The sequence below is a fragment of the Hymenobacter siberiensis genome (assembly GCF_018967865.2).
In the GTDB taxonomy this organism is placed as follows: Bacteria; Bacteroidota; Bacteroidia; order Cytophagales; family Hymenobacteraceae; genus Hymenobacter; species Hymenobacter siberiensis.
In genome coordinates this window covers 4,109,018-4,126,820 of sequence record NZ_JAHLZY020000001.1, presented here as the reverse complement: position 1 = coordinate 4,126,820, position 17,803 = coordinate 4,109,018, and the positions used below count along the sequence as shown (strand labels likewise).

Annotated in this window: 11 protein-coding genes and 2 tRNA genes; 8 read left to right on the top strand and 5 right to left on the bottom strand. The window is 62.1% G+C overall.

Annotation, left to right across the window (positions count from 1 at the left end):
- Positions 1-34 precede the first annotated feature (34 nt).
- Positions 35-1,153 (top strand): mechanosensitive ion channel family protein, encoded by a 1,119-nt coding sequence (locus tag KQ659_RS18350; protein WP_216685889.1) that lies wholly within the window; start codon positions 35-37, stop codon positions 1,151-1,153.
- Positions 1,154-1,271: 118 nt separating this feature from the next.
- On the opposite strand, the gene KQ659_RS21605 is transcribed toward KQ659_RS18350, so the two are convergent.
- Entirely contained in the window at positions 1,272-2,174 is a 903-nt protein-coding gene (locus tag KQ659_RS21605; protein ID WP_216685890.1) for a TerB family tellurite resistance protein, read from the bottom strand.
- A 254-nt stretch (positions 2,175-2,428) separates the two neighbouring features.
- Here KQ659_RS21605 and KQ659_RS18340 point away from each other — a divergent pair.
- Both KQ659_RS18340 and KQ659_RS18335 read left to right on the top strand, forming a co-directional pair.
- Positions 2,429-2,503, top strand: a tRNA-Val gene (locus tag KQ659_RS18340).
- A 106-nt stretch (positions 2,504-2,609) separates the two neighbouring features.
- Positions 2,610-2,684 (top strand) — tRNA-Val (locus KQ659_RS18335).
- 51 nt (positions 2,685-2,735) lie between these two features.
- Here the strand turns inward: KQ659_RS18335 and KQ659_RS18330 are convergent.
- Together KQ659_RS18330 and KQ659_RS18325 are read right to left on the bottom strand one after the other, a co-directional pair.
- The gene (locus KQ659_RS18330; RefSeq protein WP_226915733.1) at positions 2,736-3,404 is read right to left on the bottom strand and encodes a DUF6134 family protein; all 669 of its coding nucleotides are present in this window, start codon (positions 3,402-3,404) and stop codon (positions 2,736-2,738) included.
- Complete coding sequence (locus KQ659_RS18325) at positions 3,394-4,092, bottom strand: DUF547 domain-containing protein (protein WP_394370837.1); 699 nt, start codon at positions 4,090-4,092, stop codon at positions 3,394-3,396. The genes KQ659_RS18330 and KQ659_RS18325 overlap by 11 nt, the downstream gene beginning before the upstream one ends.
- Positions 4,093-4,456: 364 nt before the next feature.
- On the opposite strand from KQ659_RS18325, the gene KQ659_RS18320 reads away from it, so the two are divergent.
- The 5 genes from KQ659_RS18320 (at position 4,457) to KQ659_RS18300 (ending at position 9,946) form a co-directional block, all read left to right on the top strand.
- The gene (locus tag KQ659_RS18320; RefSeq protein WP_216679760.1) at positions 4,457-5,149 is read left to right on the top strand and encodes a TIGR04283 family arsenosugar biosynthesis glycosyltransferase; all 693 of its coding nucleotides are present in this window, start codon (positions 4,457-4,459) and stop codon (positions 5,147-5,149) included.
- Positions 5,149-6,138, top strand: coding sequence for an NAD-dependent epimerase/dehydratase family protein (locus tag KQ659_RS18315; protein WP_216685892.1), 990 nt, complete (start codon positions 5,149-5,151; stop codon positions 6,136-6,138). Before KQ659_RS18320 ends, KQ659_RS18315 begins: the two co-directional genes overlap by 1 nt.
- Positions 6,131-6,970 carry an SDR family oxidoreductase gene (locus tag KQ659_RS18310; protein WP_216679762.1) on the top strand — a complete coding sequence of 280 codons (840 nt, stop codon included), beginning with the start codon at positions 6,131-6,133 and terminating at the stop codon, positions 6,968-6,970. The genes KQ659_RS18315 and KQ659_RS18310 overlap by 8 nt, the downstream gene beginning before the upstream one ends.
- A 78-nt stretch (positions 6,971-7,048) precedes the next feature.
- The gene (locus KQ659_RS18305) at positions 7,049-8,689 is read left to right on the top strand and encodes a hypothetical protein (protein WP_216679763.1); all 1,641 of its coding nucleotides are present in this window, start codon (positions 7,049-7,051) and stop codon (positions 8,687-8,689) included.
- Between the two features lie 87 nt (positions 8,690-8,776).
- Positions 8,777-9,946 (top strand): hypothetical protein, encoded by a 1,170-nt coding sequence (locus KQ659_RS18300; RefSeq protein ID WP_216688080.1) that lies wholly within the window; start codon positions 8,777-8,779, stop codon positions 9,944-9,946.
- 99 nt (positions 9,947-10,045) lie between these two features.
- Here the strand turns inward: KQ659_RS18300 and tamL are convergent, their stop codons facing one another.
- A complete protein-coding gene (gene tamL, locus KQ659_RS18295; protein ID WP_216688081.1) occupies positions 10,046-12,457 on the bottom strand; it encodes a translocation and assembly module lipoprotein TamL in 2,412 nt (803 codons plus the stop codon).
- Positions 12,458-12,534: 77 nt separating this feature from the next.
- Positions 12,535-17,784, bottom strand: a complete 5,250-nt coding sequence (locus KQ659_RS18290; protein ID WP_216688082.1) for a translocation/assembly module TamB domain-containing protein — start codon at positions 17,782-17,784, stop codon at positions 12,535-12,537.
- Between the last annotated feature and the right edge of the window lie 19 nt (positions 17,785-17,803).

Here is a 17,803-nt window from a genome sequence, read left to right as displayed (position 1 = left end):
TCAGCATCGCGTTCTGAATTCAGCAAACCCATACATGACGCTACCTCCCTTTCTGAGCTATGAAATACTGGGCAACACGCTCGGGCAATACCTCATCGCGACGCTCATCCTGCTGGTAGGCAGCGCGTTCCGACGCCTTTTTTCGCGGTTACTGAGCAAGCTGCTGTTTTCCCTCACCAAACGCTACACCGCCGGCGTAACGGAAGACGAGCTGCACGAGCTGCTCATCCAGCCGCTGTCTACGCTGCTGCTGGTGGTGACGCTGCAGCTGGCCGGAGCCACGCTGATGTATCCGCACAGCCCCACGGCCGGCCCGGGCGTGCTGCCCTGGCACGAGGTGCTGCTGCTGCGCATTCTGGCGCTGGCCTTCATCGTAGCGGCGGCGCGGGTGGCCCTGCGCCTCGTCGATTTTGCCCTGCTAGTGATGGCCCGCCGGGCGGCGCTACGCACGACAGCCCACGGCCCCACGCGCCTCGACAACCAGTTCCTACCCTTCGCTAAAGACTTGCTGAAAGTGTTTTTCATCATCATCGCGGTGCTGGTGGCGCTGGGGCAGGTGTTTGGGGTGAATGTCACAGCCCTCATCGGCGGCCTGGGCATTGGCGGGCTGGCGGTGGCTTTCGCGGCCAAGGAAAGCCTCGAAAACCTCATCGCCTCGTTCACCATCTTCCTCGACCAGCCCTTCGGCGTGGGCGACCTCGTGACTGCCGGCAGCGTGAGCGGTACCGTGGAAAAAATCGGTTTCCGCAGCACCCGCCTGCGTACGGCCGAGAAAAGCTACGTCACCGTGCCCAACAAAAGCATGATTGACAAGCCGCTCGATAACCTCTCGCTGCGCACCTCGCGCCGGGTGGGCTTCACCCTCACCTTCGACCAGAAAACCACCAGCGCCCAGCTCCACGCCATCATCGCGGCCGCCGTGGCGGCTATGCAGGCGCACCCACTCGTGACCCCCGACGCCCAAATGAAGTTTAGTGCCCTCACGCCTGCCGGCAAGGAAGTGACCGTGCAATACTTCGTGCAAACCACGAGCTACGACGAATACCTCAACGTGAAAGAAGACCTCAACTACAGCATTGTGGAAGTGGTGGAGCAGCACGGTGGCTCTTTCGCCGGCGCACCCATGGTGGTGGCCTCCGCCGACAAAGCCTGAGCCGGGAAGGCCGGCTGCCGCCGCTCCACAACGGCGAACCGAAGTGATGGCTACCCTACTAAAAAAGGCTTACCGGTTGGCAAGCCTTTTTTAGTTTCTTGCTGATTCGGCGAGGATGCTACCGGCCACCAAACAGGCCGCCGAGCATTCCGCCCAGGCCGCCGTTCAGCAGTCCACCCAGACCCGAGCCGCCCGCGCTGGCCGGCTGCGAGTTGGGCCGGCCACCCAGGCCGCCCAGAATAGACATCATCGAGCCCAGCCCACCGCTGCCGATGGCCGAGCCCTGCTGTGGCAGATTGGCCGTTTCGTTGGAGTTGCTCCCGCCCAGCAGCCCGCCCAGCATGCCGCCGCCGAGCAAGCCACCCAGCAGGCCACCCATGCCGCTCTGGGCCGCGCCACCCAGCAGGCCACCCATGCCGCTGCTGAGCAGGCCGCCGCCGGAGCTGCTTTGGTTGCCGTAGCCGTTCTGGCTGCCGCCGCCCATTACTTTTGAAATTACCATGGGGGCTACCACCCCCAGCAGGCCAGCCATGAGGGCACCTTTGGGAATGCCCACGCTGGAAAGTTTGTCGCCAATACCGTTCAGGAAGCCGGTTTTGGCTGGGTCCTGCGGGTCGTGGGGCACGCTGGCGGCCTGGTCGACGACTGTTTCGAGGGTTTGCTTCTGCTCGGGGTTGATGCCGAGGTATTGGGCCATTTTGCTAATCATAGCTTCCTCGTCGTTGGCATAGGAGCCATCGGCACGCGCGAAGCTGATGAGGTCGGTAACGAGCGAGAAGCGCAAGTCGCTGTTCTTAAGCACGTCCAGATTCTGCTGGATGCTTTGGTTATTAGCATCCTGGGCGGCGGCCATCACCTGCTGGGTGGCCCCGCCCGAGAGGCCGGCCTGCTGCGCCAGCGCCTGCAGGAATTGCCCTTCAGCTCCTGAGGCCTGCCGGTCGGCAGTAGCCAGGCTGGCAATGGCGCTCAGGTAAGCAGTTTTTTCCTGTTCCGAATAATTCTGGAGGAGTTTGGTATCCATCGGGAAGCGAGTACTGAGTGAGAAAGGTTTTTTAACTCGTTAACGAAGCGGCCCGGAATACGTTGCCTCCGGTGATTAGGGCTGGTAAAACAAGTTTTTTCTAAAATTATCCGAAATTTTCTTGCGCTGAAAATGAATTTGTTGCTGCCGGATTTGGGCGAAAAACAAAAAAATATGCGCCCAAATGCAGCAGCAGGTTTTGTGTTTCCAAAAAGTCCCCCCATCTTTGCAATCCCAAACGGAAACAACTACTCGGGGGATTAGCTCAGCTGGTTCAGAGCATCTGCCTTACAAGCAGAGGGTCACTGGTTCGAACCCAGTATCCCCCACACTGAAAAAAAGCCACTTAGGTTAGAAACTAGGTGGCTGTTTTTATTCTGATTTAAACGTTGGTTTAAATCAACCCCTTGGCTGCTTGTTAGCCAAGTATTATTTGGGAGGTTAGCTCAGTTGGTTTAGAGCGCTTGCTTCACACGCCAGAGGTCGAAGGTTCGAATCCTTTACTTCCCACACCGAAAAACAGCCACCTGGTAGCAATACCAGTTGGCTGTTTTTTTTGGGCTACGGCAGCAGGCGGATAACGAAGTTTTTCAGCGGGTTCTTCTTGATGAGCGTTACCAGCTGGCCGTTGGCGTAGCGGTACTCGTCTTCGCGGCCGTCGCGGTGGGCGCGGTAGGTGCCATCGGGGGCATGGGCCACGGTGAAATAATCGCCGAAATATTCGGCAAAGGCGGTGGTATGGCCGCCGGGCTCACCAAAAAACATGTCCGTGACGGTGTAGGTGATGGGGTGCTTTTCGGTGGCCTGATAATGGTGCTTGTATTGGTCGGCGCGAATGTCGTAATGGTCGCCTTTCCACTCGGCACGGGACGAAAAATCGCCCTGGTTGGTGTGCGCCTCCACCGTGGAAAGCTGTAGCTGGCCACCCCGCACGCGGTTGGTAACCTTGTAGTAAATCTTCAGGTGGTAGAACAGAAACGTAACCTGCACATCGCTGATGAGCGTGGAAACTACTTCGGTGGTGCCGGGCTGGGGCTGGCGCGTGGCCGTCATGGTGCCCACGCGCAGGCCGGCCACCTCAATGGCGTAGTGGCGGGTTTCGGTGGGGGCCGCCGGGCGCGGGGTTGTACCCGGCAGGGCCTGGGCGTGCGCGGCGCCGGCCGGCCCCAGCCACAATAGCACCAGCAGCTGGCCGGCGCGGAGTGGTACCCGGTAGGGCCTATTGCTCATTCAGGCTCCAGTTGTAGTCGAGGTAGGAAACCTTGGTTTTGGCGTCGATTTTGGTGGTCGAATACTTGTTTACCCACTTCTCTACCGACTGGCCGTTCTTCTCCCAGTCGCCCTTGTACCAGTCAAAATACTTGGAAAGCTGGGCGCTGGCGACGCTGATTTTGTTCTTGGCGGGGTTGTTCAGGAAATCGCGGGCCTGGTCGTCGAGCTGGCTTTCCAGCTTGGCGGCGGTATAGGCCTCGGGGCGCAGGCTGGGGCACGACATGGAGGCGCACACCAGCGCGAAGTGAATGCGCGGGTCGTTGTATTTTTTGCGCAGGATACCGTGCTCAATGTTATCGAGGCTCATTTTTTCGCCGCCGATGCTGAAAAACTTGATGGCCCAGGGCGTTGTCACGAAGGGAATCTTGATTTTCGAGCCAATGTCCTTGATGCTCGAAACGGGGTAGTGGTCGAGCACCAGGCGGATGGTGTACGCGTTGTAGGCGTTAATCCAGAAGGCCATCTGGTCGGCCTTGCTCCACGAGGCGGCGGGCGCACTCTTGCTGAGCAGGTCGAGGTAGCTGTTGAGCTCCTGCTGGTTCGCCTTCAGGCCCTTGTAATTGACCAGGCCTTTGGCGCTCACGTATTTCTTGAGGAGCTTGTCGTAGCTGCTATGGTCTACTGCGGCGGGGCTGGCCGTAGCCATGCCGGCCAGGGAGTGGGCCGGGGCCGAAGCAAAGGCGGATGAGTCCACGAACAGGGCTCCGAGCAGGGCAATGGTGAAAAATGGAGTGGTTTTCATGGGAAAATACTGGCTGAAAAGCGCGTGGATGCCCGAATGTGGGCCCGAGCTGCGGCAATAGACGCAGCTCGGTTCGTTATTTTACAGCATACGAGAAATAAAGCTGTGCCGATTGACGAGATTAGCGGGGCGCAGCATTGTTCACTGTAACGATAAAGATTTCGCCTGTAGCAAACTTCCGGCCACGGCCTTTGCGTAAGCACAAAGAGCTGCCAGTAGCGCGAGCGCGGCGAAATGAGGAAATTATACCCTCGTCCCTTCCCTGATTATGAAACTGAGTGTTATTATTCCCACCTTCAACGAAGCTGCCAATATTGCCCGCCTGGTGGGCGAGCTGCGCCGCCACGCCGCCGACCGCCCGGTAGAAATAGTGGTAGTAGATGCCCACAGCCCCGACGGCACCGCCGAACTGGCCCGCCAGGCCGGGGCCACCGTGCTGCTGCCGCCCCGGTCCGGCCGCGCCTTCCAGATGAACTACGGGGCTGCCCACGCCACCGGCGACGTGCTCTACTTCGTGCACGCCGACGTGAGCATTCACCCCGACTACGTGGCTACCCTTGGGCAGGCTGTGGCGCAGGGTCACGCGGCGGGCTGCTACCGGTTTCGGTTCGATTCTACCCGTCCGCTGCTGCGCATTAATAGCTACGGAACTCGCTTTAAAGGAATTATGAGCCGGGGTGGCGACCAGACCCTGTTTGTTACGCGGGCGCTGTTTCAGCAGCTGGGTGGGTTCAACGAGCATTTTGTGGTGATGGAGGACTTTGAGATTATCCAGCGCATCCGGCGGGTGGCCTCGTTTCTGATTGTGCCGCAGGATGTGCTGGTTTCGGCCCGCAAGTACCAGAACAACAGCTGGCTGCGCGTGCAGGCGGCGAACCTGACGGCTTTTTCGCTGTATTTTCTCAAGGTGTCGCCGGTGCGAATTGCCCGCACCTACAAGGCCATGCTAAACACCTACTAATGGCCGAAACCGTGCTTGTGACCGGTGCCAATGGCTTTCTGGGCCGGCACCTCGTGGCTGGGCTGTGCCGGCGCGGCTATGCTGTGCGGGCGCTGCTGCGGCCCGGCACGCCCGCGCCGTTTCCGGCCGAATGGGGCATCGAATACCGCGAGGCCGACCTTACCCGGCCGGCCACGCTGGCCGGCGCGGCCGACGGCTGCGGGGCCATCATTCACGCGGCGGCGCTGGCCCAGGTGAACCCTGCCCGCAATCCCGCCGTGTGGGCGGCCAACCTGGGCGGCACCGAGGCGGTGCTGGGGCTGGCGCGGCAGGCGTGCGTGCGCCGGCTGGTGTGCGTGGGCACCGCCAACGTCTTCGGCTTTGGTACCAAAGCAAACCCCGGCGACGAAACCCGGCCCTACGCCGGCCAGCACTACGGCCTCGACTACATGGACAGCAAGCGGGCGGCTACCGACCTCGTGCTGCGCGCCGTGGCGCAGGAGCAGCTGCCGGCCGTGCTGGTACATCCCACCTTCATGCTCGGCCCGCAGGACGCCAAGCCGACGTCCAATGCCCTGCTGCTGGAGCTGTTGCGGGGCCGGCTGCCGGGCTACCCGCCGGGCGGCAAAAACTATGTGCACGTCCGCGATGTGGCCACGGCTACCGTCAACGCCCTCACGCAGGGCCGGGTGGGCGAATCGTATATTCTGGGTAATGAAAACCTGAGCTACCGCGAGGCGTTTGGACTAATGGCGGGCGTGCTGGGCGTGCGGCCACCGCGCTGGCCCATTCCGGCGGGCCTGGCGGTACTCTACGGTGATATTTGCGACGTGAAAGCGTGGCTCACCGGCCGGCCGGCGCAGCTGAATTCGGCCATGGCGGCCGTGGCCAACGACGGCCATTATTTTAACGTGCAGAAGGCTCGCCAGGAGCTGGCCCTGCCCCAAACTGCCATCGGGCAAGCCGTAACTGAGGCGCTCGACTGGTTCAAAACCAACCATTATGTTTGATTCAAACCCGGCCAGGCGCCCGGAGCCGCTGGCCGGCAAGGTGGCCATTGTTACCGGCTCGGAATCGGGCATTGGCCGCGAAACGGCCCGCGCATTGTGCGAAAGCGGGGCCGCCGTGGTCCTCAACGGCCGCAACGGCGAGTGGCTGGAGCACACCCGGCAGGACCTGGCCGCCGCCGGCCACACCGTAGCAACCTGCGTGGCCGATGTAACCGACTACGCCGCTTGTGAGCAGCTCGTGCAAACGGCCCTCGACCACTTCGGTCAGCTCGATATTCTGATAACCAACGCCAGTATTTCGATGCGGGCCTACTTCGCCGACATGGCCCCGGAGGTGTTTCGGCAGGTGCTCGACAGCAACGTGTACGGCACAGTTTACCCGCTCAAGGCCGCCCTGCCGCATTTGGTGCGCACGCGGGGCAGTGTCACATTTATCTCGTCCATTTCGGCGCTGAATGGGATGCCCAGCGGCTCGGCCTACTGCGCCGGCAAGGCCGCCGTGGCCAACCTGGCCCACACCCTGCGGTTGGAGCTGGTGGATACCGGCATTCACTTCGGCGTGGTCCACATCGGCTTCACCCAAAATGACTCCGAAAAACGCGTACTCGATGCCGCCGGCCAGCCCGTACCCATTGCGCACCGCCCGCCGCGCTGGCAGAAATCGCAAGCTGAGGTGGCCGCCATCATTGTGCGGCACGTGCGGAAGCGGCGGCAGCGCACCGTGATTTCGGCCCTGGGCCGGCTCATCTTGCTGGTGCACACCTACCTGCCGCGTCTGGGCGACTGGGTGGTGCTGTCCACTATCCGGCGGATGCGGAAATTTTATGAGTAGTGGCCGGGAGGTGTCGGCACGACCGTAGTTGGGGCTACATTCGTGGCTATTCCATGCCGTATTTATCCCCGCGCCGCTTTGCCTGACTCTGTTTTTCCTGCCTTTATTCGTTCGCGTCGCTGGGTGGTGGGCGTCTTTTTTGGCCTGCTGGCGCTGCTGGGTGTGGCTCTGCATCGCGACTACGGCATGGGCTGGGACGAGCCTGCCGAGCGCCTCAACGCCTTCGTGAGCGCCAAGTACGTGGCCCTGAAACTCGCCCCTGAGCTGGCCCGCCGCCAGCCCCGCCTGGTCGACATCCCCGACCTGCGCCGGCACCGCGACGCCGACCACGGCGTGTTGTTTATGCTGCCTTGGGTGGGCCTGGAGGCTCTGCGGCCCGGTCCCGACCCCGCCGAATGGGCGTACCGGCGGCATCTGGCCGGTTTCCTGCTGTTTGCGGTTGGGGCCTGGAGTGTGTACCGGCTGGGGCGGGCGCGGCTGGGCAACTGGCGCTGGGGCCTGGTGGGCGCCGCGCTGCTGGTGCTGTCACCGCGCATCTTCGCCGAGGCGTTTTACAATTATAAGGACGTTGTTTTTCTGAGCCTGTTTGCGCTGGCCGTGCTCACGCTCACGCGGCTGCTGCGGCGGCCCACGGCAGGACGGGCGCTGGTGCACGCGCTGGCCACGGCGGCGGCCATCGACGTACGGGCCATGGGCGTGCTGCTGCCGCTGCTCACGCTGGGTTTTGGGGCGCTGGAAATGTGGGCGCGGCCGGTGCGGCGGCGCGGGCTGGCGGCGATGCTGGCCTTGTACCTGCCCGTGCTGGCGGCGCTGGTGGTGCTGGGCTGGCCCTACCTGTGGGAAAGCCCCTGGGACAATTTCCGGGCAGCACTCAGCAGCTTCGGGCATTATGCCAAGCCGCTGGAGGTGTTTTACCTGGGGCAGTTTGTGTCGATTCAGGCTTTGCCGTGGCACTATGCGCCAGTGTGGCTGCTCATCACTACGCCGCTGCCCTACGTGCTATTGTTCGCGGTGGGGCTGGTGGGCGAGGGGCGGGGGTTGCTGAAAACCGGAGTTGGGTGCTGGCTGCGGCGCACGGCCAGCCGCCGCGATTTGCTGGTGCTGGCCTGGTTTTTTGGCCCGCTGCTGGGCGTGATGGTGCTGCATTCGGCCGTTTATGATGGCTGGCGGCATCTTTATTTTATCTATCCGGCTTTTGTGCTGCTCGTGGTGCAGGGCTTGCGGCTGCTCTGGCAAGCGTGGCAGCAACGTAGTGCCTTCCTGCGCTGGCGGCCTGCTCCGGCGGCGGCCGGCGCGGCGCTGTTGTTCGTGGCCGCTGGCACTGCGCAAGTAGCGTGGCGCATGGCCACGGAGCATCCGTTCCAGTACGCCTATTTCAGCTTTCTGCCCGGCCACGTTATCGAGCAAAACTTCGAGCGCGACTACTGGGGCCTCTCCGTGAAGCAGGGGCTGCAATGGGTGCTGGCCCACGATGCCCGCCCGGCCGTACCCGTGAGCATGGACAGCCGCACCGAAATGACCCTGCGCATCAACGCCAAAATGCTGCCGCCGTCCGCCCGTGCCCGCCTGCGTATCGTGCCGCCGGATTCGGCGGCTGGCGGGTATTTCCTGAGCATTCACCGCTGGCATCCGGGGGCGTACCCGGCCAGGGCGGGGCAGCCGGTGCACGTCATTCGGGTGGGGGGAGCGGTTATTCTCACGGTGCTGCGCCGGCCCTGAACGACGGCGCGGACGTTTCTTTGCGGCCCCGTTGGGCCTTTTTTGCTTGTGGTTTGTTGGCCGGCGGGGCCTTTATTGTTTTAGCTTATGCCGCTGCTTGAAGTTACAGATGCCCGCCTGGCGCGGCAGTTTTTGGAGTTGCCCGCCCGCTTGCACCAAGCGGTGCCGCAGTATATCGGGATTCTGGAAAACGAGATGGAGGTCGTTTTCGACCCTGTCAAAAACCCGAAATTTACCAACGGTGAGGCCATCCGCTGGGTGCTGACCGATGCCACGGGCACGGTTATCGGCCGGGTGGCGGCCTTCCTCAACCGCGACGCGGTGGACGTGCAGAACGCCGACCTGCCCACTGGCGGCCTGGGCTTTTTCGAGTGCATCAATGACCAGTCGGCGGCCAATGAGCTGTTTGATGCCGGCCGGCAGTGGCTGGTCGCGCGCGGTATGCAGGCCATGGACGGCCCCATCAACTTCGGCGAGCGCGACCGCCTCTGGGGCCTGCTCATTGACGGCTTTGACCGGCCGCCCAACTACGGCATGTTCTGGCACCCGCCGTACTATCAGCAGCTGTTTGAGCAGTATGGCTTTCAGCTCTACTTCAAGCAATACACCTGCTACCGCACTACGGCCGCGCCGCTGCACGCCCGCTTCGCGCAGCAGGCCCAGGAGCACGCGAAGGAATTTCGGTTTGAGCACGCCCGCGTGGCCGATGCCGAAAAGCTGGCCTACGACTTCCATCATGTGTATAACCTAGCCTGGGCCAAGCACTCGGGCGTGAAGCCGATGACGCTAGACCAGGCCCGCAATATCGTGAAGGAAATGAAGCCCGTAGTGGACGAGCGCCTGCTCTGGTTTGCCTACCACGGCTCCGAGCCGGTGGCGTTTTTCATCAGCTTGCCCGAGCTCAACCAAATTTTCCGGCACGTAGGCCGCCGGCTGAATCTGCTGGGCAAGCTGCGCTTTCTGTGGGCGCGCTGGCGCTTCATGCGCCGCTCGGACAAGCGCCTGTTCGGCATTATCTACGGCGTGGTGCCCGAGTACCAGGGCAAGGGCGTGGACGCGGCCATGCTGACGTATGCCCGCCCGTCGTTCGTCGACGCGGGCTACGCCGATATTGAAATGAATTGGATTGGCGATTTCAACCCGCGCATGCTGGTGACCACGCGCTCCATTGGGGCCACCATCGTGAAAACCCACGCCACGTTCCGCTACCTGTTCGACCGTGAGCGGCCGTTCGAGCGGATGCCGATAATTCGGTAGGTGGTGAAATGGTGAAATGGCGAGGGGGTGAGTTTGATGTTTAAACTGCGCTAAATACGCCATTGAAACATCAAACTCACCCCCTCGCCATTTCACCACTTAGAATGGGTACCCGATGGCCAGGTTTAACCTGGGCGCTTTATCGGGACTGCGGGTGCCGTCATTATTGAGCTTAGTGGGCGTGCCGTAGGGTGCCTGTATCGGAAAGGCCAGGTCGAAGCGGATGACGAAAAACTGCACGTCGATGCGGATGCCGGCCCCGGCGCCCACGGCCAGCTGGTTGAGGAAGGAGCTGGCTTTGAACTCGCCGCCCGGGCGGCCGGGGTCGGGGTTGACCAGCCATATATTGCCCGCATCCACAAACAGTGCCCCTTTCACGTAGGGAAACAGGTCCTGGCGGTACTCCAGGTTACCTTCGAGGCGGATGTCGCCCACCTGGTCGTAGAACTGGTTGGCTCTTTGGTCGGCGGTTTGGGCCTGGTACACGCCGGGGCCAATGCCGCGGGCGGCGAAGGCTCGCACCGAGTTGGGGCCGCCAATTCCGTACTGCTTGGGGTAGGGCAGCACCCGCGAGTTGCCGTAGGGGTTGCCGATACCGGCCAGCAGGCGGCCCACAATGCGGTTGCCGGAAGTGGGGTCGGCGCTGATGCGGTAGTATTCGCGCACCTCCAAATCGAGCTTGAGGTACTGGCTGTACTCCTTGCCCAGAATGGTGTTGCCGCCTGAGGGCCCTTTGGGCGTGCCAATGGACGTGGCGATGCCCTGGGCCAGGTTGCCACTGCCTTCAATCTGGCCGCTGAAGTAAATCTGCTGGCGGCGCTGCTCCAGCGACTGCTGGTTGTAGGTGTAGCGGTAGGAGCTGGCCAGGATAAACTGCTGCTGGAAGGCGCTTTTCAGGAAGCTTTTCTCCGGCGTGTTCAGGATTTCGGTAAACGTCTGGGAAGGGGTGAACTGGACGTAAGTAATGTCGATGGGCCGGATTTCCTGCTCGTTGGTTATCTTGGTTTTCCAGGTGTAGCCGTAGTTCACGTTGAAGAAATTCTGCGAGAAGTAGCTGGCGCGGGTCACGGCCCGCACGCCTACCGCGATGCTGGTGCGGGGCTGGAAGTCGGAGTTGGGCAGCTTCACATCGAGCAGCGGCAAATCGGGCGTCACCAGGCGCGGGATGAGCAGCTGGGCGTTGATGCCGTACTCGAAGCTGGTGAGGCCCAGGGCCCCGTTGCCACCGCCCGTCTGGGTTTCGGTCGAGGCCAGGGCGTTGATGAGCAACTGCTCAGCGCCGCGCAGAGCTGAGCGGTTGCGGAAGGTCACTTTCAGGGCCGGGCCGGTGAAGCCGTTGGTTTTAGTGGTGAGCTGGACCTCGGCGCGCAGGCTTTTCTTTTTGAGCTGGGTCATGAGCACCTCGGCATCGAGGCGGTTGCGCAGGCCCACCGAGCGGTTGCTGCCGGGCACGGCATCGGCCGGTACGGTTACGGTGGTGTCGCCGGCGGCGGCCGGCTTGAAGCGGATTTCCACGAAGCGGAACGTGCCCAGGCTCATGAGGCGGCTCAGGGTCTGGTCGCGGCGGTGGCGACGGAACACGCTGTCGGGGTACAGGAAGGTGGCGCGGGTAATGGCCTGCGCCTTAAATATTTCCTCGTCCGGAAAATACTGGTAACCCCGGAAAAGCATGGGGTTGCGCATGGTGGTATCCGTGAGCACGTAGCTGGTATTCAGCTTCACCTGGTCGAGCCAGTAGGGGCGTACGGCCTTGGGCGGCGCGCTGGGCTTGAGGCGCACGTCCACGGTGGCCTTATGGTCGAGGGTGCTATCAACCTTGAAAACGATGTAGTCCGGCGCGAAATAGTAGTAGCCGCGCTCCTTCAGGGCGGCATCTATGCGCACACGCTCGTTGGTGAGCGTGGCGAGATTATAGGCGTCGCCCACCTTCACCAGGCTTTCGCCTTGCGTGGCCCGAATGGCCGCCCGCACCAGCGAGTCGCCCTGCGGGAACGTGACCTCCGTGAAACGGTAGACCTTGCCCGGCAGGGCCGTGTAGTCGATTTCGGCCGTTTTCTCCTGCTTTTTTACTTCGTAGGAAGTGGTGCCGTTGAAGAAGCCGTTGTTGTGCAGGCGGTTGGTTATCAGGTCGCGCACGGCGGCGGGCTTGGCCTGCGACAGGTAAATGGGCGGCTCGCCAAACTTGTCGGCGAAGAACTTGCCCAAGCCTTTTTTCTTGTTCATGCCCATGTGCCAGAAGTAGAGCTTAGGCCGCAGCCCCAGAATGGAGCTATTGGGCTTGGGCCCCAGCACCGACACCAGCTCGGTTTGCAGGGCGCTCTGGTTGTTCACCGTTTTCTCGTCGGCCGGTGGCTTAATGGTCACCTTGCTGCCGGTGTAGAGGCGCTCGCCTTCGGGCACAAATTTCAGACCCGAGCAGGAAGCCAGCAGCACCACAACCGGGGCCAGCAACAGGGTAGCCCAGGTGAAAGAGGGGATAAAACGCTTCGTTAACTGGCGAACTGGAATCAAAACGGTAGAATTAAGATATCGGCCAACCGAAAGCTGGCGGTGTTGGAATGAGGGGCGGGAGGGGCGGAGCAGCTGTCTCATTTAGTCTTGCTGCTGGTGGTTTTGCTGCTGTCGAGGCGGGCTGTGGGCGGGGTTTGCAGGGAATTCTGCAAGGCCTTTTTATCGGCTTTTTCCTCCTTGCGCTGGCGCTTGCGCTCCTCCTTCACGGCGGGCGGCAGCTTGGCAAACAGCTCCTGCAGGTTGTCGTACTCGCGCTGGAACACCAGGGCCGCGCCGGTCTTAACCAGCTGGCCGTCGATGTCCTCGTAGGCATTCTGTCGGAAGGCGCGCAGGCGCAGGCGGCCGTCGCGCAGAATGCTGTATTCAATGCTGATGTCGCCGGCAAAGTTGCTGGCCGAGCTGCTGCCCTGTGTGGCCTGCGAGCCCGCGCCGCCCAACGGAATATCGGTGCCGAGGCGCACGGACAGGCGATTGTTCAGGAACTGGCGCTTCACAGCCACGTTCAGGTCGGTGCGGCTTTTGGCCGAGCCGCTGCTGTAGTCGGCCTGGTTGGTCACGCCCAGGTCGAGGCCCAGACCCGACAGGTACTTGCCGGTCAGGTTGTTCAGTTGGTCGGTGAGCACGGCGCTGGCCGAGCCTCGTAGCTGCGTGGCCACGAAGCTCTCCCTGGCACTGGCATCAAACGGGTTTTGCTGCAGGAAGCGGCCCAGAATCAGCAGCGAGAATACCTGCTTGTTCTGCTCCGAGGTCTGGTTGGGCAGGCGCAGCTGGGCCAGCTTGGCTTCCACCTGGCCCCCGAGCGCCCCACGCTGGCTTTCGGGTAGAATGATGTCGAACCCGATGAGCGGCTTGCTGAGACTCTCCGTCACGTTCAGCAGTACGTTGAAAGGGAGGCGGTTGCGGGCAGTGGTGTTGGCCACGGCATTGTCGAGGCCCTGGGCGGCCAGCAGGTCGGCGGGGGCAGCTTCTACCTTGTACACGGCCGTCACGTCGAGGTCGGCATTGTAGGGGTCGCCGCTCCACGTCAGGCTGGAGCCGGGCCGGATGATGAAGTCGCGCGAAGCCAGGTCGTAGAGTGACAGATGGTAAGAGCCCCGCGCCACTTCCAGCCGGCCGCTGAGCGTGATAGCGCCCGTGGGGTCGATGTTGGTATTGAGCGTACCGTTGGCCCGCACCTTTAGGTTGTCGCCGCTGATGGGGTCGATAACCACGGTGAAGGGCGTTTTTTCGGTCACCGTCACCACGGCCGTGATGTCGTAGCCGGTGGCCGTTCTCGCGGTGTCCAGCGCCAGCTGCCGCTGCAGCATGGTGTCCACGGGCGCGCTCTTGTCAATCCACTCCACAATGCCTTCGGAGGCCACCTTGTTGGCATCCGTGCCCGGCGATTCAATGGTCAGGTTGGAGCCCTCGACCACCGTCACGTTGGTGTCGATTTTGAGCAGCTCCAGCGGGCCGGTAATGCGGGTGCGGGAGTCCACCACCAGCTTGCCGTAGAACAGCTGGTTGTTCTTGCGGGTGCTGTTCACGGCCGTGAAGTTGTCGGTGGTGGCCGTGAGGTCGAAGGCGTAATTGATGAAATCCTTGGTCAGCAGGTAGCCGTTGGCCACGGCCTGGTTGTCGGCCGAGTCGCGCACCGTAAAGTTGTCGAACCTGATGCCCCGGTCGTCAAACGTCAGGTCCTGGCCCGGCAGGCGGTAGAGCGCCCCGAGCTGCGTCACGGTAAACGCCGCTTCGGGCGACGTAGTGAGTGTGCCGCGCACCACCGGGGCCGAGGGGGAGCCCTTCACCGTGAGTTGGCCGCGCACGTAGCCCGCCGCCTGCTGGAGCTGGCCGGCCGAGAAGGCCTGGGCCAGCTTCAGCGTCAGGCGCTGGGCATCCACGGTCAGGTTGAGGGGCTCCTTGCTATCGGCCTGGTAGTAGCCGGCTATGCGCACATCGTTGCCCTCGCCGCCAATAGAACCGCTGGCCCCGCCGGTCAGGCGGGCATCCAGGTCGTAGCGGTTGGGCGTGGGGTTGGTGGCTTTCACGGCAATATCGCCGATGAGCACCTTCTGGAAGGCCAGGCCCGTGACAGTGGCATCGGCAGTAAAGGCCATGTTTTTCTGGCCCAGGTTGCGCAGCTTGGCCTGGCCGTTGAGGGTGCCGGCCACCAGCGAGTCGGTGCCCTGCAAGGCTTTGGCCAGCTCGGCCAGGTCGAAATCGGTGAAGCGCACGCCCAGCGGCGAGGTTTTTACCCGGGGGTTATCGCTCTGCACGGCCAGCGAGCTGCGGCCGTTGGTCAGGTTCAGGGCGTCGGCCACGATGGCGCCACTGGGGAAGTAGCGCACGTAATTGTTGGCGCCCGCCGTCCAGTTTTCGTAGTTGATAATCTGCTCGGGCGCGGCTTCAAACTGGTACACCACGCCTTTTTCGCCGGGTAAGGTGCCGTCGGGGCGGGTGCTAAGGGTGCCGGCCACGGCCAGCCGCTCGCGGTTGGCCGAGTCGCCGAGGATGGCCACGCGGGTGAAAACCTTGTTGTTCGCAATGTTGCCCACGATGCTGGGCCGGCGCAGCTTCAGGGTTGTATCCTGCGCGGCCTTGGCCATTCGGAGGCCGTAGTCGAGCTTGCTCGGGTCCGAATCCACGGCCAGCTTCAGCGAATCGATGCGGTAGTTGGCGTAGCGAATAATGGGAATGCTGGTATTGGCCGTGAGGCGGGCCGCCTGCCGCGAATAGTCGCCGGAGAGCGTGAAGGGCGAAATCTGCTTCAAATCCTTCACCAGCTTGGTGGCCAGGTTGGGGTCTTTCAGCTGCAGCGAGTAGGTGAAATGCCGGTCGGCGTTGCTGGCCACGTACTTCACGCCGGGCACGTCGAAGTAGCGGTCCAGATGCTGCTGCAATTCGGTGGCGAGGTCGCCGAGGTGCACGTTGCCATCAAGGCGCACATTGGCAATGTCGGAGGTGATGACGGCCAGCGTGCGGTTGGCGTTCTGCACAATGCGGCCGTTGAGCGAGTCGAGCGGAAACTTCTGGTTGTCGCGCACAATCACAATCTTAGTCCCGCTGAACGTGCCGTTGATAGAGTTCAAATCCGAGCCGCGCAGGTTGGCCACCAGGTTGCCCTGCACGCGCAGGTCGCCGCCGGTATAAAAGCCCAGCGCCGTAAGGTTAGCCCCGCGCAGGTTTAGCTTCGTGACTTCGTAGGTGGGGTTTTTGGCGTCGCGCAGGTTCACCACGGCCGTCAGGTCGAGGTCGAGGTTGGGGTCGTCCTTGCTGCTGGCGTTGATGACGTAGCGGTTGCGGTCGAGGTCCACCGTGGCTTTCACGCCCTTGTAGGTGTAGCCGTTGTAGCGGGCGCTCTGCACGTTGGCATTCACCTGGCCCACCAGCGTGCCGGGGTCTTTCAGGTTGCCGGTGGCGTTGATGCGGCCCGTGGCCGTGACGCGCCCGATGGTGGGGTCCTTCAGCAGCTTGCCGAAATCGAAGGCCTTCACCGCGAAGGTGCCCACCAGCGGCTGCCGTCCATTGGCCTGCGCCTTGCCCAGGTTGCCCGAAAAGGCCAGGTCGCCGTAGCTGGTGCGGGCCTGTAAGTTGGTGTTGAACTGCAGCGTGGTGGGGTAGCCCTTAAAAGTGCCGTTCACCGCGAACGTGGGCGGAATGCTGATATTGTTCGGGATGCTGCCCTTCGGCGCAAGGCTCATAATATCGGCTCGCGAGGAGCTGAACTGCTTTAGATTCGCATCAACATAGAGTCGCCCGTCCACTTCCGGCAGGCCGGTGATGTGGATGCGGGGCGCTTTCACAATGGTGTTGCGCAGGCCCACAAACTCGAAGTTGCGGATGGTCATGTCGCCCACGCGGCCGGCAATCAGCCCGTTCACCAGCACGCTCTGGTTGGGGCCGGTGTTGAAAGGCGGCGTGCCGGCCAGCTGCGGGGCCAGGTACAGAATGTCGCGGAAGCCGATACGCACGTCGCGCAGGTCGCCTTCAATCTTCAGGTTCGCCAGCTGCTTGGTATCGCTCAGAGCTGCCAGGTTTTTGTAGCCAATGGCCAGCTTGCGCCGGATGCGGGTGTGCGGCGTAATCAAATCGAGGCTATCGAGGCGGATTTGCACCGAGTCGTACACCACATTCGCTCGCCACGACGTGATTTCAAAACCGCTCTGCTCCTTGCCGGCCAGGTTGTCGACCTTGGCGGTGGTGCGGTTTTCGGTGTAGTTCAGGTCGTGGGTGTTCAGCACCAGGTCGCTGAAGGCAAGGTGGTTGTAGTCCAGCGCCGGCAGGCGGGTCTTCTGTTTGGGCTCGTTGAAGTTGTCGAATTTCACGTCGAGCCCGCTGATGTCAGACTCGTTCAGCGTCACCTTCCAGGCCAGGCGCTGGCCGGTGGCGGCCTTGTTCTGGTCGGCAGCCTCATCAAGCTTGCGCACCACCTCGGCGGGGTTCACCACGCGCTCTTCCACCGCAATGTCCTTGTTCTGGGCGTAGGCAAAAGTGGTGTTTTTGAGCGTGAGCTTATCCAGCGCCACCAGCTCTTTCTGCAGGTCGATATTCTTAGCCGTGATGTCGGCCAGGCCGATGGTGGTGCTGATATACTGGCCCGAGGGCGCGTTTTTATACACAAACCCCACGCTGTCGAGCGTGGCCTGGTTGATGCCGAACTGTACCTCAATGGGCGTAGATGGGGCGGGGTTATCCACCTGCGGGGCCGTTTTGGTCTGCACGATGCTGATGGCCGAGCGGTGTAGCGCGGCTTTACCCACCTTGTAGATGGACTTATCCACATCTACCTCGTCCATGTTGGCCGCAAACTCGCCGATGCGGGCCCGAATGTCGGAGCCTGTCACCTGGTCGAGCTGCGTGAAGTAGATATTCGTGAGCCGCGCCTTGCCGATGTTGTACTTCAGGGTCGATGCCGTGGTATCGACCGGCGCATTCGGGTCCACGAAGGCATCGATGATGAAGTCGTAGTTGTTCACCGAGTCGGGTTCGGTGCGCGTGAGGCGCACGCGGCCGTCGTTTAGCTCAACATTGGAAATATTTATCTGGCTGTGCAGCAATGCCCATATATCAATGTCGACGCCGAGGTGGCCCACCGATAAAAGCGTGTCGCGCTGCTGGTCGGCCAGGTACACACCGTCGAGGTTGATGGCGTGGCGAAAATCAGTCCGGAATTTCCCGATTCTGACCTCCGTCTTGAGCTTGCCGCGCAGGTAGCTTTCGGCGCGGCTGGCCACAAAGTCCTGGCCCGATGGGAATTGTAAGAACACCACCACCCCGATAACGAGGAGTAGCACCAGAGCTATTAACCCTAGAATTCCGTAGAGGGCACGACGCAGAAAAGTGGACAAAGCAGGAGGTAATTAGCGG